Genomic DNA, 22,854 nt, shown 5'->3' with positions numbered 1-22,854 from the left:
GAAAAACGAGCACCTACGGCCAGGCAAACGCCGCCGGAAACTGTCCGCCGAGCGCCGGTCCGGCCAAATGATTACATAGCGGGGCCGTTGCTCCCGCCGGGCAGCAGATATCAAAGCTTGCGTGCGACGACATCACGGGAAAGCAGCAGAACGGTTGCCTCCCTGCCCTTCCATTCGATGCGTCGCTGCAGTCAGGCTTTCTTGAAAAGCTTGTTGATGACCAGACCAACGATGATTTGAACAACAAGGCCGGAAACACCGCCGCCGACGAGCTGGCCGGCAAGAGCCGCGATGTCGATGCCTCCTGCCGCAGCGCCGCCGGCGCCAAGCATTGAGCCGAGGATAGAACCGCCGCCAACGCCTCCGACTGCGCCAGCTATGAGATTCCCGATCTGACCGAGGTCAGAATCTTTCAGAATTTTTCCGCCCGCCGCTCCGCCGACTGCACCGCCGATGATCTGGGCAATAATGGCACTTAAATCCATAACCTGATCTCCCCCGTTGGATGACATTTGTTAATATGTACCAACGGCGGCAATTTCCAAGTCCGGTACCAACAGCTTATTTTCGATTGGCCCCTCGTTTATGGCCCCTCGTTTGATGTCGACGGAATATCCTCCTCCCGCCGAGGTAACAGATGAATGCGCTCGGCAGCATCGACCTTTTTATATGTGTTCCCGATGCCCAATCACCATCCGACTGCCTGCGGCGGTTCCAAAAGCAAGGAAGCCCGGCAATGCCCGGCTTCCGCGACTTCTTTCGTGCAGGTGACCCCGCAACGAAATCACATCTCGGTATAGGTGTACTTGCCGTCGGCGCCCTTGCCCCACTTGTACATGACATAGTCCGGACGGGTGATGTCGCCCTTCTCGTTGAAGCCGATCTCGCCGATCGCGGTCTTCCACGGGCCGGAGGACTTCATGGTTTCGGCGACTTTCTCGCCTTCCGTCGAACCCGCCTTCTTGGCAGCTTCCGCGATGATCTGCAGAGCAGCGTAGGAGTAGAGCGTATAGGCTTCCGGCTCGAAACCAGCCTTGCGGAACTTCTCGACGAGCTCCTTGGCAGCAGGGTTCTTGCGCGGGTCGGGAGCGAACGTCATCAACGTACCGTCGACGGCATCGCCGGCGATCGAGGCAAGCTCGTTCGAAACGATACCGTCACCCGACATCATCGGAGCCTTGATGCCTTGATCCTTCATCTGGCGCATGATGAGGCCAGCTTCGGTGTGCAGACCGCCCCAGTAGACAAGCGTGACACCGGCCTGCTTCATCTTGGCGATCAGAGCCGAAAAGTCCTTGTCGCCGGTGGTAACGCCTTCGTAGAGCACTTCCTTGACGCCGGCGGCGTTCATCGCCTTCTTGGTTTCGTCGGCGAGGCCCTGACCGTACGGGGTCTTGTCATGGATGACGGCGACCTTGCCGTCCTTGAAGTTGTCGGCGATGTACTTGCCGGCAACCCCGCCCTGCTGGTCGTCACGGCCGCATGTGCGGAAGGTGTTCCACAGATCGCGCTCGGTGAAGGTCGGGTTGGTGGACGCCGGAGTGACCTGGATGATGCCGTTTTCGGCATAGACTTCAGAAGCCGGGATCGATACGCCCGAGTTGAAGTGGCCGACGACGAACTTCACACCGTCAGCGACGAACTTGTTGGCGACCGAAACGCCCTGCTTGGCGTCGGAAACGTCGTCACCGAGAACGATCTTGATCTTTTCCCCGTTGATGCCGCCGGCGGCATTGATGTCAGCAGCAGCCTGCTCGGCGCCCTTCTGCAGCTGCGCGCCGAAGGCGGCGTTCGGGCCGGTGAGCGGTCCGCCGACGCCGACGAGGATATCGGCCCATGCGCTGCCGCTGAAAGCGACCATGGCCGTCAGCGCAACAGCGGAAAGAAGAGACTTCTTCATTGATTTACTCCCAGTTTCTTAAAGCGGGTTTGGTTTGAAAAACCGGCACAATACCCACCATGACCGTGCCGGAAATTGTTCCACTCTAGGTTTCAGTTTGAGGCTCGACCTGAACCAATCTGAGGGTAGAAAACTCCACCTGTCAATCTTTCTTCTTCCATGAAAAAGCGGAGGTCGGCTCATAGAGCCAGTAGTAATTCTGCACCATTTGGCGCGTCCGGCGCAGGCGGAATCCGGCGATCGAAAAGATCGAGAGAAGCACCACGTCGATCACGTAGTAAAAAGCGCTGATGAACGGCCCCTGGAAGAGCGCGTAATGCATGAAACGCATCACGACCCCGAGAAGGAGCGTATAGACGATCACCGTCGGCAGGCCGCTCCAGCCGTCGGCGACCGCCTTGCCGGTACGCCAGGCGGTCCAGAAACCGATCAGCATGACGAGAAAGCGCAGGACGTAGCGGACACCGGTATCGTCTTCGAAGAAAAGTCCCTGCATATCAAATCTCCCTTCGCGGCCCGGTCAGTGACGTCCGCCTTCGAGATAGGCGGCGCGCACTTCCGGATTGGCGAGAAGCTCCCTGCCAGGCCCGCTCATCGTTACTTTGCCGTTGACCATGACATAGGCCCGGTCGGAAAGCTTGAGTGCCGCGAATGCATTCTGCTCGACGAGGAAGACGGTCAGTCCCTCCTCCTGGTTGAGCTTCTTGATCGCCTCGAAAATCCCTTTGACGATGAGAGGCGCCAGGCCCAGCGACGGCTCGTCAAGCAGCAGCAGCTTCGGCCGCGCCATCAGCGCGCGCCCGATCGACAACATCTGCTGCTCGCCACCCGAGAGCGTACCGCCGCGCTGGCTCTGGCGCTCTTTGAGGCGCGGGAAGAGCGTAAAAATCTTCTCGACGTCCTCGGCGAAATATTTGAGGTTATCGAGGCCCGCGCCCATCTGCAGATTTTCCAGGACGGTCATGCGCGGAAAAATGCGCCGGCCTTCCGGAGATTGCGCGATCCGCTTGCGAGCGATCAGATGTGTCGGAAGGCGGGTAATGTCTTCGCCATCGAAGATGACCTGTCCGTTACGGGCCTGCGGACTGCCGCAGATCGTCATCATCAGGGTCGACTTGCCGGCGCCGTTGGCGCCGATCAGGCTGACGATCTCGCCCTTGTTGACCTCGACATCGACACCCGCCAGCGCGCGAATGTTGCCGTAATAGGTCTCGACGCCCTGGACCTTCAGAAGGGATTCACCGGCCATCAGCGGTCCCCTCCCTCAAGCTCTACCGCAATCACCTCGTCTACCTCGTCATCTTCGACGCCGAGATAGGCGGCGATAACCTTGGGGTCGTTCTTCACATGGTCCGGCGTACCGTCGGATATCTTCTGGCCGTATTCCAGCACCACCACATGATCGGAGATTTCCATGACCACCGACATGTCGTGTTCGATGAGCAGGATCGAAACGCCCTCGCTGCGGATCGAATGCAGAAGCGTGTTGAGCGCTGCGGACTCGCGCGGATTGAGACCGGCGGCCGGTTCGTCGAGGCAGAGCAGTTCCGGGCCCGTGCACATGGCTCTGGCAATCTCCAGACGGCGCTGGGCGCCGTAGGGAAGATCACCCGCCGGATCGTCGGCGCGATCGGTAAGATCGGCCTTGTCCAGCCAGTATTTCGCCTTCTCGATCGACGCCCCGACTGCCTTCTTGTAAGTCGGCAGGCCGAGCAGGCCGAGGATCGTGTAACCGGATGCCTTCATCAGCACGTTGTGCTGCGCGACCAGCAGGTTTTCCAGAACCGTGAGACCCGAAAACAAGCGGATGTTCTGGAAGGTGCGGGCGACCTTCGCGGACTTCGTGATCTCGAAATCCTTGAGCCGCTCCAGAAGGTGCTCGCGGCCATCCCTTTGCCTGAGCGTGATCATGCCCATGGTCGGCTTGTAGAAGCCGGTGATGCAGTTGAAGACGGTCGTCTTGCCGGCACCATTGGGGCCGATCAGGGCCGTGATATCACCGCGCCTGGCTTCGAAGGAGAAGTCGTTGATAGCCATCAGGCCACCAAACTTCATCGAGAGGTGCTCGACCTTGAGGATGGTGTCGCCAACTGTCGTGGAAGTCATCGTGTTCGTCTCGGGGGCCATCAGCCGTGACCCTCCTTCGTAAAGCTGCCGGAAACCACCTTGCGCTCCTTGAGGAAGGCCGTCGGCTCTCTGGTGCCGACGAAACCGCGCGGCTTGAAGAGCATGACGATGACCATCGCAAGCCCGAAGAGCAGCATGCGGTAGAGTTCAGGCGTGAAATCCGGACCGAAGACGAGCTTCAGGAATGCCATCTCGCGCAAGAGTTCGGTGCCGCCGACCATCACCACGGCCGCAATCGCGATACCGGTGAGCGAACCCATACCGCCAAGCACGACAATCGCCAGGATGACAGCCGATTCCAGGAAGACGAAGCTTTCCGGAGAGACGAAGCCCTGCCGGGTGGCGAAGAACGAGCCGGCGAAACCGCCGAACATCGCGCCAGTCGCAAAGGCTGTAAGCTTGGTCGTCACCGTATTGATACCGAGGGAACGGCAGGCGATCTCGTCCTCGCGCAGCGCCTCCCAGGCGCGGCCGATCGGCATGCGGCGCAGACGGATGGTCACATAGGCTGTGAGCAGGCAAAGTGCCAGGATCACGTAGAAGAGGAAGATCTTGTAATAGGCGGACGAGGTGGCGAGACCGAAGGCCTTGGGGAAGTAGTTCGGCGACCCCACATCGAACGACCAGATACCGAAGATCGACGCCTTCTTGATGCCGGAAATGCCGAATGTGCCCCTGGTGACATCCGTCCAGTTGATGAGCACGAGGCGGATGATCTCTCCGAAGGCGAGCGTGACGATCGCCAGATAGTCGCCCCTCAGCCGCAGCACTGGGAAGCCGAGGATGACGCCCCAGAGGGCAGCCAGGATGCCGGCAAGCGGCAACAACACCCAAAAAGACAGGCCGAGATGCGCCGACAGAAGCGCATAGGAATAGGCGCCGACGGCGTAGAAGGCGACATAGCCGAGATCGAGCAGGCCGGCGAGCCCCACAACAATGTTGAGACCCCAGGCAAGCATCACGTAGATGAGGATCTGGATGCCGAAGTTGTCGACATATTTCAACGACCCCTGGGTACCGAAAAGCCAGACCGAGGCCATCGGATAGAGCAGGAGCGCAATCAGCGCGATCTTGAGGAAGTGCCTGTGGAAGAAGCTCTTTTCCTCGGAGATTTCGAGGATGCCGCTCTTTGCCTTGGCGAGCTTGCGGCGATCCAAATGCGGCTTGATGACGCCGACCATGAGAAAGCGGCCGATCGCGGCGACCGCCACGAAGATCGCAAGCAATCCCCAGCGGGTACGCCAGACGAGCCGATTGTCGATGTCCTGGTAGGTCTCTATGCCGACATAGAGAATGAACATGCCAAGGGCGATGATGCCCGCGAAGATGCCTTCCCTGACGGCCTTCACCATCAGGCCGGACGAAGTGTTTTCAGATGGGGCAGCCATGTCAGACCTTCTCCACTTCCGGCCGACCGAGAATGCCCGTGGGCTTGAAGATCAGCACGAAGGCGAGGATCACGAAAGTCGCGACGTCCTTGTAGGCGATCGTGAAATAGGCCGACCAGAGGGATTCGATGAGGCCGATCATCAGACCTCCGAGGACGGCGCCGGGCAGTGAACCGATGCCGCCGAGGACGGCCGCGGTGAACGCCTTGACGCCCGGGATGAAGCCGTCGTTGAAATTCGAGACGCCGTAATACATCAGGTACATGGAGCCGGCGACAGCAGCGAGTGCGGCACCCATCACGAACGTGACCGAAATCGTCCGGTCGACGTCGACGCCGAGAAGAGCGGCCATCTTGCGATCCTGCTCGGTGGCGCGCTGGGCGCGGCCGAGCGGCGTCTTGTTGACGATGTACCAGAAGGCGAAGAGCAGAGCCGACGTGACAGCCACGATAATCAGCTGCTTCAGCGAAATGGTGATCGCGCCGATATGGTAGACGTCGGTGACGAGCTGCGGGATCGGCTTGTTGCGCGGCCCCTGTGTCACCTGGATGAAGTTCGACAGCGTAATCGACATGCCGATCGCGGTGATCAGCGGCGCCAGCCGGAACGAGCCGCGCAACGGCCGATAGGCGACACGCTCGATCGTCCAGTTCCACAGGCCCGTCATCAGCATGCCGACGATCAGCATGACGAGCAGAAGCAGCGCCACCGGAATGCCGGCGAAGAAGGACGTGAGGATCAGGAAGACGATGAGAGCAGCAAAGCCCCCGAGCATGAAAATGTCACCATGGGCGAAGTTGATCATGCCGATGATGCCATAAACCATCGTATAGCCGATTGCCACAAGGCCATAGATGGACCCAAGAGTCAGCCCATTGATGAGCTGCTGGATAAAATACTCCATATACTTTCCCCTGGGTGCGATCCTGGAATGGCCGCACCTCTTGTATTTACGCCCCTTGCGGGTTCTTGAGTTCTTAGGCGCATTCCATAACGGTTTCGTAAGAAATGTGAAGACAAAAAGCCGAGAGGCGGGCAAAAACCCGGCACTTCTCAACAATCTGGCTCCGCGAAGATCAGAAATTCCAAAAAACCGGCATACTTTGTCAAAAAATTAGCCAAACTGTTTGCTTTATGAAATTTAAGATCGCCCCTCCATTAACCTTAGACTAAGGATGTAGGGATCACGAGCGCATCCGCGCTCCGTCTTGATCGAAGAGCGGTCGCGGTTGCAGCGTCGCCGGCAGGATCTCGCCGAGCAGTTCGATCTGCCAGCCGTGAATTTCTCCGGCAATCTCCCTCGGCACGTAGCCCATGGCGACGGATACGCCGGAAGCATGCGCATAACCGCCGGAGGTCACCCATCCGCGCACCTTGCCGTCGAAATAGATCGGTTCATCGCCGATCACATCCGCTTCCTTCGCCTTCACCGTGAGGGTCACCAGACGAAGCGCGCCACCTTCGGCCTTTTCCTTGAGCGCCGCCGTCTTGCCGATGAAGTCCACCGGCTTGTCATAGGCGATGAACCGGCCGAGGCCGGCTTCCCTCGGTCCATAGAGCGGCCGGTACTCCCGAGCCCAGCTCCCAAAGGACTTTTCCAATCGCAGCGCGTTGAGCGCGCGCAGTCCGAAAAGCGTGATGCCAAATTCCGCCCCCGCCTCCATCAGGAGATCGAAGAGATAACGCTGGTATTCCGGCTTCATCCAGATTTCGTAGCCGAGATCGCCGGCATAGCTGACGCGACCGAGGATCACCGGCGCCATGCCGAGATCGAGCTCCCGGATTGCCATGAAGGGGAAGGCCGCACCCGAAAGGTCGAGATGCGTGAGCTTCTGCAACACATCACGCGCCTTCGGCCCGGCGACGGAGAGACCGACGAGACCGAGGTTCAGGGCACCAACCTCCGCCGAGCCATCGTCCGGCAGATGGCTCTCGAACCAGCGCATGTGATAGTCTTCGGCGATGCCGGATCCAATCAGCAGAAACTCTTCGTCATCGAGATTGGCGAGGGTGAAATCGCCGATCAGCTTGCCGGCCTCATTGAGCATGGGGGTAAGTGTCATGCGCCCCGTCGGCGGAATCTTTCCTGCAAGGATTTGATCGAGCCAATCGCGAGCCCCCTCACCCCTGATCGCGTATTTGGCAAAGCCGGAGGTTTCCATCAGCCCCACACCTGTCCGCACCGCTCGCGCCTCGCGGCCGACTGTCTCGAAATCGGCAGAACGGCGCCAAGAGAACCTGTCCTCCAGACCCGGAGGCGCAAACCAGAGCGGTGTCTCGAGCCCGTAGGACGTGCCGAAAACGGCGCCGGCAGCCTTCAGCCTGTCGTAGATCGGAGTCGTCAATAGCGGTCGCGCCGCCGGCAGTTCCTCGTTCGGGTAGCGGATCGAGAAACGGCGGGAGTAATTCTCGCGCACCTTGGCATTGGTATAGGCGAGCGTCGAATAATCGCCGTAGCGGCAAACATCCATGGCAAAAACATCAAAGCCGGGATCGCCATTGATGATCCAGTTGGCGAGTGCAAGCCCCACGCCGCCGCCCTGGCTGAAGCCTGCCATAACCGCGCAGGCCGACCAGAAATTCGTCATGCCGCGCACCGGCCCGACCAGCGGATTGCCATCCGGCGAGAACGTGAAAGGCCCATTGATGATTTTCCGAATGCCGGCATTGTTGAAGGCGGGGAAATGCCGGAAGCCAATCTCCAGCTCGCCGGTGATGCGCTCCAGGTCCTCGGGCAGAAGCTCATGGCCGAAATCCCACGGCGTCTCGATCGGCGACCAGGGCCGGCAGGCCTTTTCATAGGTGCCCATCAGCATGCCGTTGCGTTCCTGGCGGATGTAGATTTCGCCGTCGAAATCGACGCAATGCATGAGCTCCCTGCCGGTCGTCCGGTTGAACTCGATGACCTCCGGCATGTCCTCCGTGAGGAGATACATGTGCTCCATGGCAAGCACCGGCAGTTCGAGGCCGACCATGCGTCCCACTTCGCGCGCCCAGAGGCCGGCCGCGTTCACCACATGCTCGGCGCGGATCTCGCCCTTGTCGGTGATCACCCGCCACGCGCCGTCGGGAAGCTGCACCACCTCCTCGACCTTGGTATGGAGATAGATTTCCGCCCCGTTCTTCCTCGCCGATTTGGCGTAGGCATGCGTCGTGCCGTAGGGGTCGAGATGGCCTTCGTTCGGATCGAAGACCGCACCGACGAACTGGTCCGGGTCTAGGAGCGGCATCATCTCATGCGCTTCCCTGGCGGAAAGCAGGTGTGCCTCCATGCCGCTGTACTTGCCTTTGGCGAGAATCGATTTCAACCAGTCGAAGCGTTCGGGTGTCGCTGCGAGCATCAGCCCGGAAGTCATGTGCAGCCCGATATCCTGGCCTGAATAGGCTTCAATCTCTTTATAGAGTTCAACCGTGTATTTCTGCAGCCTGGCGACGTTCGGATCGCCGTTGATCGTGTGCATGCCGCCCGCTGCATGCCAGGTGGAGCCGGACGTGAGTTCGGAGCGTTCGACCAGAACAACGTCGCTCCAACCGAACTTGGTAAGGTGATAAAGGACCGAACATCCGACAACACCACCGCCGATGACGACAACCCGGGCATGACTTTTCATGGAAACTGTCTCCGTTCAGGAAGGCGATTTCCAGCCAGGTTAGTTGCTCTCGGATCGGCTCAATAGACTGTTCTGCGAAGCAGGATTTGTCGTTTCCGACATAGCGAATATCCCGATCGCGCCATTGCTAGTCGGAAAAGCCCCGCGTCAGCGCGTGCTCGCGCCCCATCTCCATCAGTTCGTCGAAAACCGAACCGGCGAACGAGCGCGGCACGATGATCTCGAATGTATCGGAACCGGTGCGGGCGACATTCGCCGCAACATGGCAGCACAGCATATTGGCGGAATGGCCTTCCCCGAAGACATCGGGATGCAGGTCGACGGCCAGGCATTTCGCCAGAATTTTTCTGACACTCGGTCCGGAGACAGCCATGAGCACCTTTCCGTCGCTCTGGTCGACAAAGGACGCACCCGCAATATTCGACAGCAGGCCCGCAATCGTCTCTGCTCCCACGGTCTGTGATACGGCCAGCCATTCCGACGGACCGCAGAAACGCGGCGCAAGATCGCTCGCTGCCTTCAGGGCTTCCGCCACAGCTACCTCGCGCCCGGCATGGGCAAGTACGGAGAAGATCACCGGCCGCCGGACGACTGACAGATGGTTCGGGTTGGGATCGGTCTCGAAACCGGAAATATGATCCTCGAGCACGTGCCGGTGGAGAAGATTGATCGACATCGGCCGCCCTCAGAGATGGAGTTTCAAGTTATCGGGATCGACGAAGACCGGCGAACAGACTTCCGCCATCACCTCCGAGCCGCGCAAACCGTCCCAGACTAGGATCCGCTCGCCGAAACGCTCGCGGCCGGATTTCAGCATGGCGAGCGCGATGTAATGGCCGAGCGACGGCGAGAAACAGGCGGAGGAGACGAATCCCTGGTCGTTGGCAAGCGATGGTTTTGCCTGGTCCTTCAGCAGATGCGCCCCGGCCTTGATCTCCTTGTCCGCCTCGACGGCCTTCAAACCGACAAGCTGCAGCCGGTCGGCGGCGGTGAGCCCAAATCGCATCGAAAGGCGCTTGCCGATGAAATCGGGCTTCTGCATCGCCATCATGCGGCCGAGCCCGACATCATCTGCGGTCGTGCGGCCTTCGAGCTCACTATGGGTGACATGCCCCTTCTCGACGCGGAGCACGTTCAAGGCCTCGACGCCGTAAGCGCAGATGCCCTCGTCCCCTCCCGCCTCCATGATTGCATCGGCGACAGCCTCGCCATAACCCGCCGGCACCGCAAGCTCGTAGGCGAGTTCGCCTGAAAAGGAGAGGCGGAAGAGCCGCGCCTTCAGCCCGCCCCGTAGTACCACCTCACGAGCCGCCAGGAACGGAAAGGCGTCATCGGAAATATCGTCCTGAACGATCCGGCTCATGACGGTTCGACTTTTGGGACCTGCAAGCGACATCTGCGCCCACTGATCCGTCGAGGAAACGAAACGCACGTCGAGTTCGGGCCTGAAGGTCTGTGCGGCAAATTCCAGATGGGCAAGCACCTCGGCCGCATAAGCCGTCGTGGTGGTCATGACGTAATGATTTTCGGCAAGCCGGCTCGTCGTACCGTCGTCGAAGACGATGCCGTCCTCCCGCAGCATCAGGCCGTAGCGCGCCTTGCCGACCGGCAGTTTCAGGAAGCTGTTGGAATAGACGCGATCAAGGAGTTCGGCCGCGCCTCTCCCAAAGATCTCGATCTTGCCGAGAGTTGAGACGTCGCAGAGCCCGACATTGGCGCGGACGTTCAGAACCTCGCGGTCTACGCTTTCGCGCCAGCTTTTCTCTCCCTCTCTGGAAAACCAGGCGGAGCGGTACCAGAGTCCGGATTCCACGAAAGCGGCGCCGTTCTTCCTGGCCCAGTTCTGCAACGGCGAGGTGCGGACCGGCGCGGCATGTTCGGCCCGCACCGTGCCGGCCAGCGCGCCGAAGGAAACGGGCGTGTAGAACGGCCGGAAGGTGGTGGTGCCGATCTCGGCGGGCGAGACGCCGCGCATGCCGGCAATGATCCCCGCTGCGTTGACATTGCCGAGCTTGCCCTGGTCGGTCGCCATGCCCGCCGTCGTGTAGCGCTTGGTGTGTTCGATATGGCGGAAACCTTCGCGCTGCGCGAGCCCGAGATCGCCCACATGCACGTCGTTCTGGAAATCGACGAAGGCCTTGTCCTTCGCCCCCGGCACATACCAGAGCGGCGCGAAGGATGGATCGTATTCGCCTTCGACGTCGGGAATATCAGCGTCGTAAGCCGCAAAGCCGAGATCGCGGAGAAGCGCGCTCGCCTTGTTCGCCCCGTCCTTCAGACAGTCGGAAATCCGGTCGAATCCGGCAGCGGAGCCGGCCGCGACGAAAGCTTTTCCGATATCCGGAGCAAGGAATGCCTGTTTCTCGTCCGACCATACGGGCTTTGCCCCGCGCTGGCACATCAGGTGAATGACTGGCGACCAGCCGCCAGACATGGCGAGCGCATCACAGGCGATCATCTCTTCAAACCCGGAGCGTTCGGCGATCAGTCCATCGATGCGATGCCGGCCCTTGGTGGCGACGACCGAGCCGTTGCGGACCACGCGAACGCCCTGCGGCACCGGATCGGTGGACTGCGGCCGCGCATCGATGATCGCCGTGACGTCCACGCCCCTGGCAACGAGATCGGCTGCCGTGCGATAACCGGAGCCGCCGTTGGTGAAGACGGCGACCCTGCTCCCAACGGCAACGCCGTAGCGATTGAGATAGGTCCGCGCCGCCGCCGCAGTCATCACGCCGGGCTTGTCATTACCGCCGAACACGAGCGGCCGTTCCTCCGCGCCGGAGGCGAGGATCGCGCGCTTGGCGACGATGCGCCAGAGCCTCTCGACGGCAAGGTCCGGCGACGGCGGAGCGACATGCTTCTGCACCCTCTCGACCGCCCCGAACACCATGTCGTCATACCAGCCGAACACGGTCGTGCGCGCCATCAGCGTCACGTTCGGCAGCGCGGCAAGTTCCTCGATCACCGTACCGGCGAAGTCCGTCGCGGTCATCCCGCCGACGGAAGCGCTTTCGCCGAGCAAGGATCCGCCAAGCCTGAAGCCTTCATCCGCCAGGATGACGCGCGCTCCGGCCCGGCCGGCGGCAAGCGCTGCCATCAGCCCGGTCGGCCCGGCGCCGATGACGAGCAGGTCGCAATGCGCCCAGGATTTCTCATAACGATCGGGGTCAGCCTGCATGGCGACCTTGCCGAGACCGGCTGCGTGTCGGATCAGCGGCTCGTAAAGCCTTTCCCAGAAAAGCGCCGGCCACATGAAGGTCTTGTAGTAAAAGCCGGCCCCGAGAAAGGGCGAGAGCAGATTGTTGATCGCCCCGAAATCGTGCTTCAGCGACGGCCAGCGGTTCTGGCTCGCGGCCACGAGTCCGTCATAAAGCTCGACCACCGTCGCGCGGGCATTCGGTTCGCGGCGGGCACTGCTACCGATCGTCATCAACGCGTTCGGCTCGGCAGACCCCGCCGTCACCGCTCCGCGCGGCCGGTGATACTTGAAGCTGCGGGCCATCAGCATCTGGTCGTTGGCAAGCAGCGCCGACGCAAGCGTATCCCCCTCGAATCCCCTGAAGGTCCGGCCATCGAAGGTGAAATTGAGTAACTGGCCGCGATTGACCATACCGCCGGAAGCAAGCCGATGGGATGTCATCGGGCTGTCCTCGCCCGTTCGAAATCGTAGGCATCGCTCACGCCGAAGACCTCATGGGTGAGGTTGTCGCGATCGACCACCAGGAAACGACGACAGCCGGCCACATGGTGCCAGTATTCCTGGTAACGTCCCCTGGGATTGTCGCGGATATATACGTATCGGTGCCACTCCTCGTCCTTCGCCGTCGCAGATGGGCGCTTCGGCGCGGCAGCGCCCCGGATGGAAAACTCTTCCTTCGGTCTCGTACCGCAATGCGGACAGGTAATCAGGCTTGCCATTGGGTTTTCTCGATGGGGATGTCTCAGTGAAGGTTCGGCTGCGGCCCCTTGCCCGCCTCGTCGATCGTATAGCCGCGCTCGAACCGGTCGAGGCGCATGAAGCGCGAGACATGGTGCGTCTCGTTCTTCGCGATCAGGTGGGCGAAGCAGAAACCGGAAGCGGGCGTCGCCTTGAAGCCGCCGTAACACCAGCCGCAGTTCAGATAGAGGTTGTCGATCGGCGTGCGGTCGATGATCGGCGAACCGTCCATCGACATGTCCATCACACCGCCCCAGCTTCGCAAGACCTTTGCGCGGGAAAGGCCGGGGATCAGCGACACGCCCTCTTCCATCGTGTGCTCGACGGTCTGCAGATTGCCGCGCTGGGCATAAGAGGAATAGAAATCGATTTCGGCACCAAAGACCAGTCCGCCCTTGTCCGATTGCGATATATAGAAGTGCCCGGCGCCATAGGTGATGACGTGATCGATCACCGGCTTAAGCCCTTCCGAGACAAATGCCTGCAGCACATGCGTCTCGATCGGCAGTTCGAGATCGGCCATGCGCGCGACCGTCGTCGTATTGCCCGCAGCAGCGAGCGCCAGCTTTCCGCAACCGATGAAGCCCTTGGTCGTTTCGACACCGGTTACGCGACCGTTCTCACGGTGGATGCCGATGACCTCGCAATGCTGGATGACGTCGACGCCCAGGGCATCGGCGCCACGCGCATAGCCCCAGGCAACCGCATCGTGCCTGACGGTGCCGCCGCGCTTCTGATAGAGCCCGCCCATGATCGGGAACCGGGCATGATCGAAGTTGAGATAGGGCATCATCTTGCGGACCTGGTCGCGATCCAGCAGTTCCGCATCGACCCCGTGCATGCGCATGCCGTTGCCGCGGCGGGCATATTCGTCGCGCTGTCCATCGGAATGGAAAAGGTTGACGATGCCACGTTGCGAGACCATCGCGTTATAATTGAAGTCTTGTTCCAACCCCTCCCAGAGCTTTAGAGAAAACTCATAGAAAGGGTTATTGCCTTCGAGCAGGTAATTGGAACGGATGATCGTGGTGTTGCGGCCGACATTGCCGGAACCGAGATAGCCCTTCTCCAGCACGGCCACATTGGTGATGCCGAACTCCTTGGCGAGGTAATAGGCGGTCGAAAGCCCGTGACCGCCGCCGCCGACGATGATCACGTCGTAATGCGGCTTCGGTTGCGGCTCGCGCCAGGCCGGCTTCCATAGCCGGTTGCCCGAAAGCGCCTGCTTCAAGATGGAATATGCCGAATAGCGCATGCACCTGTCCCGTTCATTGCGGCCACACATTCGCATATGCGAGAGAAAGGACAAGCGCAATCAGGACATCCAAGGCCCTGATTGCGATAAAGGAAAATCAGGGCGGCTGCCGTTGCATATCAGGGTAAGGGCGTTCCCCCGCTGGGCATATTTTCTGCGCTCCGCTCCAACGCTATCAAAGGTTTGGCTGCGTTCGCCTCCTCGCCTTTTCCGCAGGCTCGAGACCCGGCACCGATCGAGAACGGAGCGCACCATGGCCGAGACGACTTCCAACCTGAAATGCCCTCTATCCTGCAAACAGCGCATTGACGCAAGCATACCGACTGTCGTCAAACGGTCGCTCAACATCGGCGTCTCACTGACAGTCTTGATCATGGCTCTCGCCGCGGATAATTGGTGGCTGCCCTTCTGATCCGGCTCGGCTGTCCCGGACCCGCGCTCCTCACGCTGGTCTGCTGGGGCAAGGACAGTTGCAAGATCCGAGTCCACAAGTCTCGCTCCATGCGCACCGGTCTTGGTGATACGACAGGGTGGCCCAGACGACCAAGGGCGATCCGCGCATTACCCGCGTCGGCGTCGGCTTCGTCATCCGCAGAACCAATATCGACGAGCTTCCGCAGTTCCTGAATGTCCTGAACGGCGACATGCCGCTGGTCGGGCTCCAATGCCAATGCGATCGGCATGCTGGCCCCCTGCATTCCTCATGAAGATCTGGTTGCGGATTATCATCGCCGCCATTCGGTAAAGCCTGGCATGCCCGGTTTGGCACACATACGCAGTCTTCGCGGTCCCACGGATCGCCCCGGCAAGGCGCGCGCCCGCATCGCCTGCGACCTCCACTACATCGACAATTTCTCGATCCTGCTCGATCCGCGCACCATGTTCGGCACGGTTCTCGTCGAACATAGGGGCGGTAAAGTCTTCTAATTCCAAGTTTTTCCGGCTGCAGGCTTGAATGGGCACGCGTTCGGCGTCTTCCACCCTCAGAGAGGAACGCGTTCTGCGCGCTGCCGGAGAGTACGCAAGGTGGGTTATCAGCAAGCTTTGAACAAATGCCGCAACCTGTTTAGTCAAATGTTAAAACTGCAGAGCTAGGCTCACGGAAGTGGTCTTGTGTTGTGTAGAGAGTCCAATGACCGAAATGATACGTCCCCGAGTAAAATATGTCATCGGTCCCGATGGCAGCCCTTTGACGATCGCCGATCTTCCGCCGGCCAATACGCGCCGCTGGGTTATCCGGAGAAAGGCAGAGGTAGTTGCCGCAGTTCGTGGTGGCCTGTTGAGCTTGGAAGAAGCCTGCGAGCGTTACACCCTCACCGTCGAGGAATTCCTGTCCTGGCAGTCCTCCATCAACGACCATGGCTTGGCCGGTCTTCGCACCACGCGCATTCAGCAATATCGCCACTAGGGACAATTCCGGAAAGCCGGACTTGGTTTTCCCCCGGGAATTGCGTTAGCCCAAGCACGAATTCACGGTAAACCGCTCGTATAGAACAAGGTGCCGCTGCAGGAGACGCAACGGCACTTTCACTTTGTGCCGCCGTCAACATCCCGACCGATCCGGGTGAGCGACGGCAAAAGTCCGGCAATCACAGTCGATGCGGCATAAAACCATAGCCCCGGCTGAGAGACCGCGACTGCCAGTCCACTGGTTTTCGCCGCGAAGACCACGATTGCCACAAGCATCACATCCATCATCGACCACTTCGAGAGATGCGGCATCGCGCGGCGGAAAAGCCCTACCTCGTCAACCCGGCCTGAAAGCTGTATCGCAAGTCCGGTCAGCTTGAAGATCGGAAAGATGATCGAAAACAACCCCACCAACAGCGCCAGCCCCGTATCTCCCGTCTGAAAGAGCGACGCAACGAGTTCGACCAGTGACGGCGTTTCAGTAAAGAAATAAAGCCTCTCGAGACGGATGATCGGCAGGATAAGCCCCAGCGCCAGGAAAATTGCGGCAAGCAGAAGAAGAAGCGGCCGCACCAAGCTCATCGTTTTCCTCCGGTTGACAGTGCGGTAACCCATCGAGATCCTGCCTGGCTATTTCTCTCCGGCCTGTTGTCCCGTATTACATCATCCCGTACCAGGAGAAAGCGGGATGATCATGAATATCAGGCGTGAAGAAACACAATCCGGCGGGCGCTATGTCGCAGAGATTGACGGCTACTACGCGGAAATGACCTATTCGCGGGCGTCCCCTCGGCTCATCATCATCGACCACACCGGCGTGCCGGACGGGCTGCGCGGCAAGGGCGTCGGCCAGGCATTGGCGCTACATGCGGTAGAGGACGCCCGCAAGGGCGGCTGGAAGATCATCCCCCTTTGCCCTTTCTTCAAGAGCCAGGTGGAGCGCCATCCGGATTGGCAGGATATTCTCCAGTAAGGGGAAGTTCGCGCGCGTAGACGTTGGCAAACGCGCTAAAACGGAAATCGGGCGCAGGCGCCAAAGCGCCGCCCCGCATTTGAAATATTCCGTACTATGCCGCCCGACCTTCTTAGGCTCGGGCGCGCATTCCACCATCACGCTCTTCGAGCGCCGAAGCCTTGGCGAGTTCCGCCTCCGCTTCCTCGAGCGCCAGTTCCGCACTTTCCTGCTGAACCTTCAACTCGCGAATCGAAACCTGAAGGTTGTCTGCCCGCTGCCGGGCGGCCTTCGCGAAGGTCGGATAGGCGAAGTGATTCGGATCGGCAATACCGGTCTTCTTCTCTTCGAGAATGATCTGATGTTCGAGCTCCTTGGCCATCCGCTCGAATTCGGCCATCATCATCTGCAATTGCTGCAGTTGGCGGCGCTTCTCATTAACCTGAAATCCCTTCAGGCGAACTAGGCTGTCACGCGACTTCATACGCAATACTCCGTGGATAGCGAGACCCAGGCCCGTTTATCCGGCTTGTTACACTCCGGATCAAAAAATATGCGCGGCGTTAATAAATTCGCCGCCGCGTTAACTTTTCGTTTACAGGCATCATTAATGATAATCCCGATCGTTTAAGGGTCGGTAAATACCAAGGCCTAAATTGGCTTCGACAATGTGCGAGTCGAATGAATCACTTGGCGGAATTTCCTCATCCGTCGATTCAATCTTGGTGATGGCCAATCCCTAAGAAAATCAGGCGGCTACTAATTTTACTTAACGAATTGATGTACCTTGCCAGAGGGAATCATAATTTGTTAACCATTTGGTGGCAGCTTCCAAATCAGGCACAGTCTGGATCCGTAGCGAGTAAGGGGGCGAAAAGGTACCTTACGCGGCGGTAAAGGGGAAAAATATGCGGGTTCTACTCATCGAAGATGACAGCGCGACTGCCCAGAGCATCGAGCTGATGCTGAAATCGGAAAGCTTCAATGTATATACCACCGACCTCGGTGAAGAGGGCGTCGATCTCGGCAAGCTCTATGACTACGACATCATTCTCCTTGACCTGAACCTCCCCGACATGTCGGGCTACGAAGTGCTCCGCACCCTGCGGCTGTCCAAGGTCAAGACCCCGATCCTCATTCTGTCCGGCATGGCTGGCATCGAAGACAAGGTCCGCGGCCTAGGTTTCGGCGCCGACGATTACATGACCAAGCCGTTCCACAAGGACGAACTGGTCGCCCGCATTCACGCGATCGTCCGCCGCTCGAAGGGCCATGCCCAGTCGATCATCATCACCGGCGAGCTGATCGTGAACCTTGACGCCAAGACCGTCGAAGTCGGCGGCCAGCGTGTCCACCTGACGGGCAAGGAGTACCAGATGCTGGAGCTGCTTTCGCTCCGCAAGGGCACCACGCTCACCAAGGAAATGTTCCTCAACCATCTCTATGGCGGCATGGACGAGCCGGAATTGAAGATCATTGACGTCTTCATCTGCAAGCTGCGCAAGAAGCTCGCCAACGCAGCGGGCGGCGCCAATTACATCGAAACCGTCTGGGGCCGCGGCTATGTGCTGCGCGAGCCGGATGGCAACGACTACGCCGAAATCGCCTGATCTCCCGAAAAAATATCCTATTTCGAAACGCCCGCCAGACCCTTCTGGCGGGCGTTTTGTTTGATCGCGCAAAGGAGGAAGCGAAAACCGCAGTCAATCGGCCAGGTCGGATCAGGGTCAGTCTGGCAGTTACGCCGCCTGGGCCAGACCCGAAAAGACAGAGGTCAGGATCTTGCGATCGAAGGGTTTCAGCAGGAAATCGTCGGCGCCGGCGCGTTTGCCGACCATCATTTTTCTCAGATCCGCCTCGATGACGCAGTAGAAGATGCGCACGCTCTTGCCGTTCGGCATGGCGCGAACGGCAGCAATGAGGTCGAGCGCGCCTTCGAGCGCTGCATCGACGATCAGGAAGTTGGGAAGTTCCGCATGGCAGCCCGTGATGGCTTCGCGCATGCTGCCGGCCTCGGCGACGAGAAAGCCCAATTCGGAAAGAATGCGTTTGCCGACCTTGCGGACGATGTCCGACTCATCGGCAATCATCAAACGCTGCATCTTGCTCCCCTTGATGCTAATCCGCCCCTTCAGGGCCAGATATCTATCATTAGGGGTACGACACTAATGAATGGTTACCTAAAGGCGCAACCCGTGCCGAATCGTCTCAGGCAGCCATAGCTTCGGCGATGAAGGCGATCTTGTCTTCCGAGACCACATATTTCAGATCCATGCCGCATTCTTCCGCAAGCAGCACCGTGTAATAGGGCTGGATCGAATGAGCATCGATCGGCTCTTCCAGGGTGCCGGTGGCGATCTCGACAAATTTCGCCGGCACGCGCATCATCCGGCCCTTCACCGTTATGGTGAATCTCGCGTCGTATTCCGGATTCTCCAGCGTGACATCGACCGAACCGCCGCGCGGAATACCCGCATAGGCGACCAGGAAGAGGTTGAGAAGCAGCTTGACGCGGTTCTTCGCGATAATCGCGCGCGGACCGCTCCAGGTAACCTCGGTCTTCTTTTCGGCCGCGGCATAATCCTTTGCGGCCTTTTCGGCCTCGCCCGTATCGATCGAAGCACCGACAGAGCCGGAAGCTCCGAAGGCAAGACGTGCGAATCTGAGACGCACTGAAGCGTTGAGAGCCGATGTGCGGATAAGATCGAGCGCGTCGGCGTCGGCCGCACCCTCGTCAAGCAGTTCGAGACCGTTGTTGATCGCGCCGACCGGAGAGATCACGTCATGGCACACGCGGCTACACAGAAGTGCCGCAAGATCTGGCCCACTAAGGGTGAGATTCGGATTCTTCGGCATGCAGGTCTCCTGATTGTGCGAATTGCCCGATCTCCTTCTGCCACGTCAAGATTGCGCAGAGATGGTGCAATGTTCTTAGGCCATAATGACACCATATTTGGTAAACCGATTGTTAAGACCATCGCCGCAAAATAGCCAAGCCTTAAGCATGATGCATGAGGCAGGCTCTGGACGATACAATAATGGATCTGACAATGCGCATCCGCACATCTACAGCCCTCGCCCGGTTCGCCTCGATGGTGTTTGCCGTGATTGCAGCCGCGCTATTCTGCGCCGGCCCCGTCTCTGCCCAGCAGGGCTCCAATCAGTATTCGGCCCAGGAGATCGTCGACGCCGGCCACGGTTTCTTCGGCTCCGCCAGCGGCGGGCTGGCGAAGGTCGTTGAGAATGCCTTCCAGAAATACGGCCTGCCGAACGGATACATTCTTGGGCAAGAGGGTTCGGGTGCCTTCATCGCCGGCCTCACCTACGGCGAAGGCGAACTCTACACCAAGAATGCCGGTCAACATCCGGTCTTCTGGCAGGGGCCGTCGCTCGGCATCGATTACGGCGGACAGGGCACGCGCGCCATGATGCTGGTCTATGACCTTCCTTCCGTTGACGCTCTTTATGCGCGCTTCGGCGGAGTTTCCGGCTCGGCTTTCGTGGTTGCCGGTGTCGGCATGACCGTGCTGCGGAACAACAACGTGATCCTGGTGCCGATCCGCACCGGCATCGGCGCCCGCCTCGGCATCAATGTCGGATATCTGAAGCTCACCCGCGCGCCGACCTGGAACCCGTTCTGAGAGTGAGCATTGCCCCTCCGGCCCCCGGAGGGATCTTCCATGAACGTCATCAAGGCAATCAGCCGAGCGGCCCCTTTATCGGCGCTTGCCGGCCGCATGTGCTCGTGCTTAAACAAAGCGCGCAGTACCATCCAGCTCGCGAAACGGCATTGTCGTGATCGAATTTGTTCTTCTGTTCGGCTTGGGGTTCCTGAGCGCCGCTCTTATCGCCATGCTGGTCGCGCCGGCAATCCACGGGCGCATCGTGCGTTATACGGAAAACCGCATCAAGGCGACGCTGCCGATCAGCCCGCAGGAGGTGCGCGCCCAGCGCGACATGGCGCGCGCAACCTATGCGGCCGAGAATGCCCGGACCAAGCAGGAACTGGTTCAGGAGCGGGAGAAGACCCTAGCGCTGCAGCTCAGGAACGATGCCCTCGTAGAAGAGGCCAAGCGCCTGCAAAGCGAGGTTGCCGATCTGCGTTCGCAGGTCGAAAACATGGATGTTGAGGCGGTCGAGGCGCGCTCGCGGTTGCGTCAGGAAAATAGCTATGTTCAGCAATTGAAGGCTGCGGTTGAAGCTGCAGAGGAAACCGCTGCAGCCAGGGACCGGGAGATCGAGAATCTGCAGCAGCGCCAGCTTCGGTTGACAACCGAAGCCGACAATTTCCGCATCGATCTTTCCACCCGCGATACGGAGGTGGAGAATCTGAAATTCCGCATCACGGCACTCCGCGATGAACGCGACACGCTGCGCAACGACTTGCGACTGCAGACCGCCCGTGCAAAGGACGCCGAAACCCGACTGGCCCAGGAAGAACACCGGGGCCAGAGGCTCGAAGACAAGCTGGCACGAGAAATCGCCGACCGTGCTGATAAGGAACATGCGCTGGAGCGCCGCTTGGCCGAGATCGGCCGGCTCAGGGAAAAGCTCAAGGCGGCCAACGCCGAGGCTCGGGAGGCAAGCCGCGCCCTTCGCGATTCGACAACCGCACGACCGGGCATGAAGGCGGCGGCGCCGAGAAAGAAGATAGCCCCGGAGGACGTCACCGTGCGCAACCTGCCCCATACGTCAACACCGCGGCAAGCCCGGATTTCCGAAGAAGCCGGCGACAATACGCAGATCGCGGAAATAGCGGAGGAGACCCGCAATCGCGCCACCGCGTTATCGGAGCGCCTGCAGAAGGACGCCGGCGGCAACGATGAAGCGATCCGCCAGGAACTCGCCTCGATCGCCGCGAATATGGTTGCACTGACGGCCGCCGTTGAAGGTCCCTCTTCCCCGATTCATAAGATCCTGTCCGGAAAGTCGGGAAGTGGCAAGCGGGAGAGCCTGGCCGCCAAATCCAAGCGAGCGCTCGCTGCCATCCAGGAAGGCACGACCTGACACGCCTCCTTCGAGGATGGTCATCCCATCCTTATCGGCACCTAAAGCCGGCGCTGCGCCATGGCGATTTCGTAAAGCGCAATTCCCGTCGCGGTCGCCGCGTTCAGGCTGTCGAGTCCGGGCGCCTGGGCGATCCGTGCCGTCTGGATGCGCGACAGGACGTCCTGCGGCAGCCCCTCGCCCTCCGTACCGGTGATCAGCGCCATGCGATCGGAGGCCGGCACGTTACGGATTTCCACGCGACCTCTCGGTGAAAGGCCCCATATGGTAAAGTCTTTCTCCGTCAGCACCGCGAGAATTTCGAATGCCGTTCCGCTTTTCGCATAGGGCACCGACAGCACTGCGCCCACCGAGACTCGCAGTGCCTTACGGTAAAGCGGGTCACAACAGCTCTGATCGAGCAACACGGCATCCGCGCCGAAGGCGGCGGCATTACGGAAGATCGAGCCGATGTTGTCGTGATTGGAAATGCCGAACGCGACAACCACCAGCGCCTTTTGCGGTAGGTCGGCAATCAGTTTGGTGACGGCCCTCTCCGGCTTGCGCCGTCCGAGCGCCAGCACGCCGCGATGCAGGTGGAAGCCGGCGATCCGATCGAGCACGGCACCGGTGGCGACATAAACCGGCACATCCTCCGGAAAATCGGCAAGGATATCGGTAAGCCCGGTCACACGGTTTTCAAGCAGCAGGATTTTCTCCGCGCAAAAATCCCCGCCCGCCCGGTGCGCAGCGGCGAGCATTCTCAGCACCACCGTGCCCTCGGCGATGAACCGCCCTTCCCGCCCCGTCAGGTCGCGCTCGCGGATCGACCGGAATTCGGCGATCCGCGAGTCATCTGCATCATGGATGCGGATCGGTTCCATTATTGCGGGATCGCCACCGTCACGTCGGCGACGATGCGGCCGGCGGCAAGATCAAAGACCAAGGCCTTCCGGTCGCCGTCAAGCAGACCATAAAACAGGATCTGGCTGCCGGAGAGGGATACCGACTGGACCGAAAAGCCGGCTGGCAGTTCGGCGGTTGCAGCAAGCGGTTGTCCGGCCGGCACTGAGAAGCTGCCCGTCGAGGCGGACTGCACCGGCGCATCGGGTCGCTGCGAGACCTTGTAGACAACCGCCGCGAGGACAGCCATAAAGCAGACGAACAAGATCCCGCCCGAAACGAGCTGCAGGAGCACCATCTTCCGGCGGATTCTCTCCATCGCCGGATCAAGCGGCTCTTCCTGTTCCTCGACATCGGGTTGGGGCATGGGGGCGTCCTTGTC

General features: G+C 60.0%; 26 protein-coding genes. 8 read left to right on the top strand and 18 right to left on the bottom strand.

Annotated elements, in window-relative coordinates; translation table 11 throughout:
* Nucleotides 1–191 precede the first annotated feature (191 nt).
* The 12 genes from JL39_RS09860 to JL39_RS09805 form a co-directional block, all read right to left on the bottom strand.
* The gene (locus JL39_RS09860; protein ID WP_037149230.1) at nucleotides 192–485 is read right to left on the bottom strand and encodes a hypothetical protein; all 294 of its coding nucleotides are present in this window, start codon (nucleotides 483–485) and stop codon (nucleotides 192–194) included.
* A gap of 299 nt (nucleotides 486–784) precedes the next feature.
* Complete coding sequence (locus JL39_RS09855) at nucleotides 785–1,900, bottom strand: branched-chain amino acid ABC transporter substrate-binding protein (RefSeq protein WP_037149228.1); 1,116 nt, start codon at nucleotides 1,898–1,900, stop codon at nucleotides 785–787.
* A 142-nt stretch (nucleotides 1,901–2,042) separates the two neighbouring features.
* Entirely contained in the window at nucleotides 2,043–2,396 is a 354-nt protein-coding gene (locus tag JL39_RS09850; RefSeq protein ID WP_037149225.1) for a DUF6867 family protein, read from the bottom strand.
* A gap of 24 nt (nucleotides 2,397–2,420) precedes the next feature.
* On the bottom strand, nucleotides 2,421–3,149 hold the full coding sequence (locus tag JL39_RS09845; protein ID WP_037149222.1) for an ABC transporter ATP-binding protein: 729 nt from the start codon (nucleotides 3,147–3,149) through the stop codon (nucleotides 2,421–2,423).
* On the bottom strand, nucleotides 3,149–4,027 hold the full coding sequence (locus JL39_RS09840; RefSeq protein WP_037149219.1) for an ABC transporter ATP-binding protein: 879 nt from the start codon (nucleotides 4,025–4,027) through the stop codon (nucleotides 3,149–3,151). The genes JL39_RS09845 and JL39_RS09840 overlap by 1 nt, the downstream gene beginning before the upstream one ends.
* Entirely contained in the window at nucleotides 4,027–5,415 is a 1,389-nt protein-coding gene (gene livM / locus JL39_RS09835) for a high-affinity branched-chain amino acid ABC transporter permease LivM (protein WP_037149216.1), read from the bottom strand. Before livM ends, JL39_RS09840 begins: the two co-directional genes overlap by 1 nt.
* A gap of 1 nt (nucleotide 5,416) precedes the next feature.
* On the bottom strand, nucleotides 5,417–6,319 hold the full coding sequence (locus JL39_RS09830; protein WP_037149214.1) for a branched-chain amino acid ABC transporter permease: 903 nt from the start codon (nucleotides 6,317–6,319) through the stop codon (nucleotides 5,417–5,419).
* Between the two features lie 280 nt (nucleotides 6,320–6,599).
* Nucleotides 6,600–9,026 carry an FAD-dependent oxidoreductase gene (locus JL39_RS09825; protein WP_037149211.1) on the bottom strand — a complete coding sequence of 809 codons (2,427 nt, stop codon included), beginning with the start codon at nucleotides 9,024–9,026 and terminating at the stop codon, nucleotides 6,600–6,602.
* A gap of 127 nt (nucleotides 9,027–9,153) precedes the next feature.
* Nucleotides 9,154–9,702 (bottom strand): sarcosine oxidase subunit gamma family protein, encoded by a 549-nt coding sequence (locus JL39_RS09820; RefSeq protein WP_037149208.1) that lies wholly within the window; start codon nucleotides 9,700–9,702, stop codon nucleotides 9,154–9,156.
* Between the two features lie 9 nt (nucleotides 9,703–9,711).
* Nucleotides 9,712–12,669: a sarcosine oxidase subunit alpha family protein gene (locus JL39_RS09815; RefSeq protein ID WP_037149205.1), complete on the bottom strand. Its 2,958-nt coding sequence runs from the start codon at nucleotides 12,667–12,669 to the stop codon at nucleotides 9,712–9,714.
* The gene (locus tag JL39_RS09810) at nucleotides 12,666–12,947 is read right to left on the bottom strand and encodes a sarcosine oxidase subunit delta (RefSeq protein ID WP_037149203.1); all 282 of its coding nucleotides are present in this window, start codon (nucleotides 12,945–12,947) and stop codon (nucleotides 12,666–12,668) included. The genes JL39_RS09815 and JL39_RS09810 overlap by 4 nt, the downstream gene beginning before the upstream one ends.
* A gap of 23 nt (nucleotides 12,948–12,970) precedes the next feature.
* A complete protein-coding gene (locus JL39_RS09805; protein ID WP_037149199.1) occupies nucleotides 12,971–14,221 on the bottom strand; it encodes a sarcosine oxidase subunit beta family protein in 1,251 nt (416 codons plus the stop codon).
* A gap of 253 nt (nucleotides 14,222–14,474) precedes the next feature.
* On the opposite strand from JL39_RS09805, the gene JL39_RS32295 reads away from it, so the two are divergent.
* From JL39_RS32295 to JL39_RS09795, 4 genes are all read left to right on the top strand, one after another.
* Nucleotides 14,475–14,633, top strand: a complete 159-nt coding sequence (locus JL39_RS32295; RefSeq protein ID WP_210165749.1) for a hypothetical protein — start codon at nucleotides 14,475–14,477, stop codon at nucleotides 14,631–14,633.
* Nucleotides 14,634–14,751: 118 nt separating this feature from the next.
* Nucleotides 14,752–14,928 (top strand): sugar transferase, encoded by a 177-nt coding sequence (locus JL39_RS32785; protein WP_210165748.1) that lies wholly within the window; start codon nucleotides 14,752–14,754, stop codon nucleotides 14,926–14,928.
* A gap of 46 nt (nucleotides 14,929–14,974) precedes the next feature.
* On the top strand, nucleotides 14,975–15,148 hold the full coding sequence (locus JL39_RS32780; protein ID WP_210165747.1) for a hypothetical protein: 174 nt from the start codon (nucleotides 14,975–14,977) through the stop codon (nucleotides 15,146–15,148).
* A gap of 205 nt (nucleotides 15,149–15,353) precedes the next feature.
* The gene (locus tag JL39_RS09795; protein WP_018327815.1) at nucleotides 15,354–15,629 is read left to right on the top strand and encodes a DUF1153 domain-containing protein; all 276 of its coding nucleotides are present in this window, start codon (nucleotides 15,354–15,356) and stop codon (nucleotides 15,627–15,629) included.
* A 119-nt stretch (nucleotides 15,630–15,748) separates the two neighbouring features.
* Here the strand turns inward: JL39_RS09795 and JL39_RS09790 are convergent, their stop codons facing one another.
* Nucleotides 15,749–16,213, bottom strand: coding sequence for a paraquat-inducible protein A (locus tag JL39_RS09790; RefSeq protein WP_081952779.1), 465 nt, complete (start codon nucleotides 16,211–16,213; stop codon nucleotides 15,749–15,751).
* 112 nt (nucleotides 16,214–16,325) lie between these two features.
* Here JL39_RS09790 and JL39_RS09785 point away from each other — a divergent pair, with 112 nt between their 5' ends.
* A complete protein-coding gene (locus JL39_RS09785) occupies nucleotides 16,326–16,604 on the top strand; it encodes a GNAT family N-acetyltransferase (protein ID WP_037149657.1) in 279 nt (92 codons plus the stop codon).
* A gap of 112 nt (nucleotides 16,605–16,716) precedes the next feature.
* Here JL39_RS09785 and JL39_RS09780 read toward each other — a convergent pair whose 3' ends face one another.
* Nucleotides 16,717–17,067, bottom strand: coding sequence for a hypothetical protein (locus tag JL39_RS09780; RefSeq protein ID WP_037149194.1), 351 nt, complete (start codon nucleotides 17,065–17,067; stop codon nucleotides 16,717–16,719).
* 424 nt (nucleotides 17,068–17,491) lie between these two features.
* On the opposite strand from JL39_RS09780, the gene ctrA reads away from it, so the two are divergent.
* Entirely contained in the window at nucleotides 17,492–18,193 is a 702-nt protein-coding gene (gene ctrA, locus JL39_RS09775; protein WP_037149192.1) for a cell cycle two-component system response regulator CtrA, read from the top strand.
* A 129-nt stretch (nucleotides 18,194–18,322) separates the two neighbouring features.
* On the opposite strand, the gene JL39_RS09770 is transcribed toward ctrA, so the two are convergent.
* Both JL39_RS09770 and JL39_RS09765 read right to left on the bottom strand, forming a co-directional pair.
* The gene (locus JL39_RS09770) at nucleotides 18,323–18,685 is read right to left on the bottom strand and encodes a response regulator (RefSeq protein ID WP_037149191.1); all 363 of its coding nucleotides are present in this window, start codon (nucleotides 18,683–18,685) and stop codon (nucleotides 18,323–18,325) included.
* A 106-nt stretch (nucleotides 18,686–18,791) separates the two neighbouring features.
* Entirely contained in the window at nucleotides 18,792–19,439 is a 648-nt protein-coding gene (locus JL39_RS09765; protein WP_037149188.1) for a histidine phosphotransferase family protein, read from the bottom strand.
* A 194-nt stretch (nucleotides 19,440–19,633) separates the two neighbouring features.
* Here JL39_RS09765 and JL39_RS09760 point away from each other — a divergent pair, with 194 nt between their 5' ends.
* Nucleotides 19,634–20,224, top strand: a complete 591-nt coding sequence (locus JL39_RS09760; RefSeq protein WP_037149654.1) for an EipA family protein — start codon at nucleotides 19,634–19,636, stop codon at nucleotides 20,222–20,224.
* Nucleotides 20,225–20,378: 154 nt separating this feature from the next.
* The gene (locus JL39_RS09755; RefSeq protein ID WP_037149185.1) at nucleotides 20,379–21,590 is read left to right on the top strand and encodes a hypothetical protein; all 1,212 of its coding nucleotides are present in this window, start codon (nucleotides 20,379–20,381) and stop codon (nucleotides 21,588–21,590) included.
* Between the two features lie 41 nt (nucleotides 21,591–21,631).
* Here the strand turns inward: JL39_RS09755 and JL39_RS09750 are convergent, their stop codons facing one another.
* Entirely contained in the window at nucleotides 21,632–22,453 is an 822-nt protein-coding gene (locus JL39_RS09750) for an RNA methyltransferase (protein ID WP_037149182.1), read from the bottom strand.
* On the bottom strand, nucleotides 22,453–22,839 hold the full coding sequence (locus tag JL39_RS09745) for a hypothetical protein (protein WP_037149179.1): 387 nt from the start codon (nucleotides 22,837–22,839) through the stop codon (nucleotides 22,453–22,455). Before JL39_RS09745 ends, JL39_RS09750 begins: the two co-directional genes overlap by 1 nt.
* Between the last annotated feature and the right edge of the window lie 15 nt (nucleotides 22,840–22,854).

Source organism: Rhizobium sp. YS-1r (assembly GCF_000757525.1).
GTDB lineage: Bacteria > Pseudomonadota > Alphaproteobacteria > Rhizobiales > Rhizobiaceae > Neorhizobium > Neorhizobium petrolearium.
This window is presented reverse-complemented; position numbering and strand designations above follow the sequence as displayed.

Coding starts and splice junctions, on each gene's coding strand:
- JL39_RS09860 (WP_037149230.1), bottom strand. CDS start 485: ATGGATTTAAGTGCCATTATTGCCCAGATCATCGGCGGTGCAGTCGGC.
- JL39_RS09855 (WP_037149228.1), bottom strand. CDS start 1,900: ATGAAGAAGTCTCTTCTTTCCGCTGTTGCGCTGACGGCCATGGTCGCT.
- JL39_RS09850 (WP_037149225.1), bottom strand. CDS start 2,396: ATGCAGGGACTTTTCTTCGAAGACGATACCGGTGTCCGCTACGTCCTG.
- JL39_RS09845 (WP_037149222.1), bottom strand. CDS start 3,149: ATGGCCGGTGAATCCCTTCTGAAGGTCCAGGGCGTCGAGACCTATTAC.
- JL39_RS09840 (WP_037149219.1), bottom strand. CDS start 4,027: ATGGCCCCCGAGACGAACACGATGACTTCCACGACAGTTGGCGACACC.
- livM (WP_037149216.1), bottom strand. CDS start 5,415: ATGGCTGCCCCATCTGAAAACACTTCGTCCGGCCTGATGGTGAAGGCC.
- JL39_RS09830 (WP_037149214.1), bottom strand. CDS start 6,319: ATGGAGTATTTTATCCAGCAGCTCATCAATGGGCTGACTCTTGGGTCC.
- JL39_RS09825 (WP_037149211.1), bottom strand. CDS start 9,026: ATGAAAAGTCATGCCCGGGTTGTCGTCATCGGCGGTGGTGTTGTCGGA.
- JL39_RS09820 (WP_037149208.1), bottom strand. CDS start 9,702: ATGTCGATCAATCTTCTCCACCGGCACGTGCTCGAGGATCATATTTCC.
- JL39_RS09815 (WP_037149205.1), bottom strand. CDS start 12,669: ATGACATCCCATCGGCTTGCTTCCGGCGGTATGGTCAATCGCGGCCAG.
- JL39_RS09810 (WP_037149203.1), bottom strand. CDS start 12,947: ATGGCAAGCCTGATTACCTGTCCGCATTGCGGTACGAGACCGAAGGAA.
- JL39_RS09805 (WP_037149199.1), bottom strand. CDS start 14,221: ATGCGCTATTCGGCATATTCCATCTTGAAGCAGGCGCTTTCGGGCAAC.
- JL39_RS32295 (WP_210165749.1), top strand. CDS start 14,475: ATGGCCGAGACGACTTCCAACCTGAAATGCCCTCTATCCTGCAAACAG.
- JL39_RS32780 (WP_210165747.1), top strand. CDS start 14,975: ATGCCCGGTTTGGCACACATACGCAGTCTTCGCGGTCCCACGGATCGC.
- JL39_RS09795 (WP_018327815.1), top strand. CDS start 15,354: ATGACCGAAATGATACGTCCCCGAGTAAAATATGTCATCGGTCCCGAT.
- JL39_RS09790 (WP_081952779.1), bottom strand. CDS start 16,213: ATGAGCTTGGTGCGGCCGCTTCTTCTTCTGCTTGCCGCAATTTTCCTG.
- JL39_RS09785 (WP_037149657.1), top strand. CDS start 16,326: ATGAATATCAGGCGTGAAGAAACACAATCCGGCGGGCGCTATGTCGCA.
- JL39_RS09780 (WP_037149194.1), bottom strand. CDS start 17,067: ATGAAGTCGCGTGACAGCCTAGTTCGCCTGAAGGGATTTCAGGTTAAT.
- ctrA (WP_037149192.1), top strand. CDS start 17,492: ATGCGGGTTCTACTCATCGAAGATGACAGCGCGACTGCCCAGAGCATC.
- JL39_RS09770 (WP_037149191.1), bottom strand. CDS start 18,685: ATGCAGCGTTTGATGATTGCCGATGAGTCGGACATCGTCCGCAAGGTC.
- JL39_RS09765 (WP_037149188.1), bottom strand. CDS start 19,439: ATGCCGAAGAATCCGAATCTCACCCTTAGTGGGCCAGATCTTGCGGCA.
- JL39_RS09760 (WP_037149654.1), top strand. CDS start 19,634: ATGCGCATCCGCACATCTACAGCCCTCGCCCGGTTCGCCTCGATGGTG.
- JL39_RS09750 (WP_037149182.1), bottom strand. CDS start 22,453: ATGGAACCGATCCGCATCCATGATGCAGATGACTCGCGGATCGCCGAA.
- JL39_RS09745 (WP_037149179.1), bottom strand. CDS start 22,839: ATGCCCCAACCCGATGTCGAGGAACAGGAAGAGCCGCTTGATCCGGCG.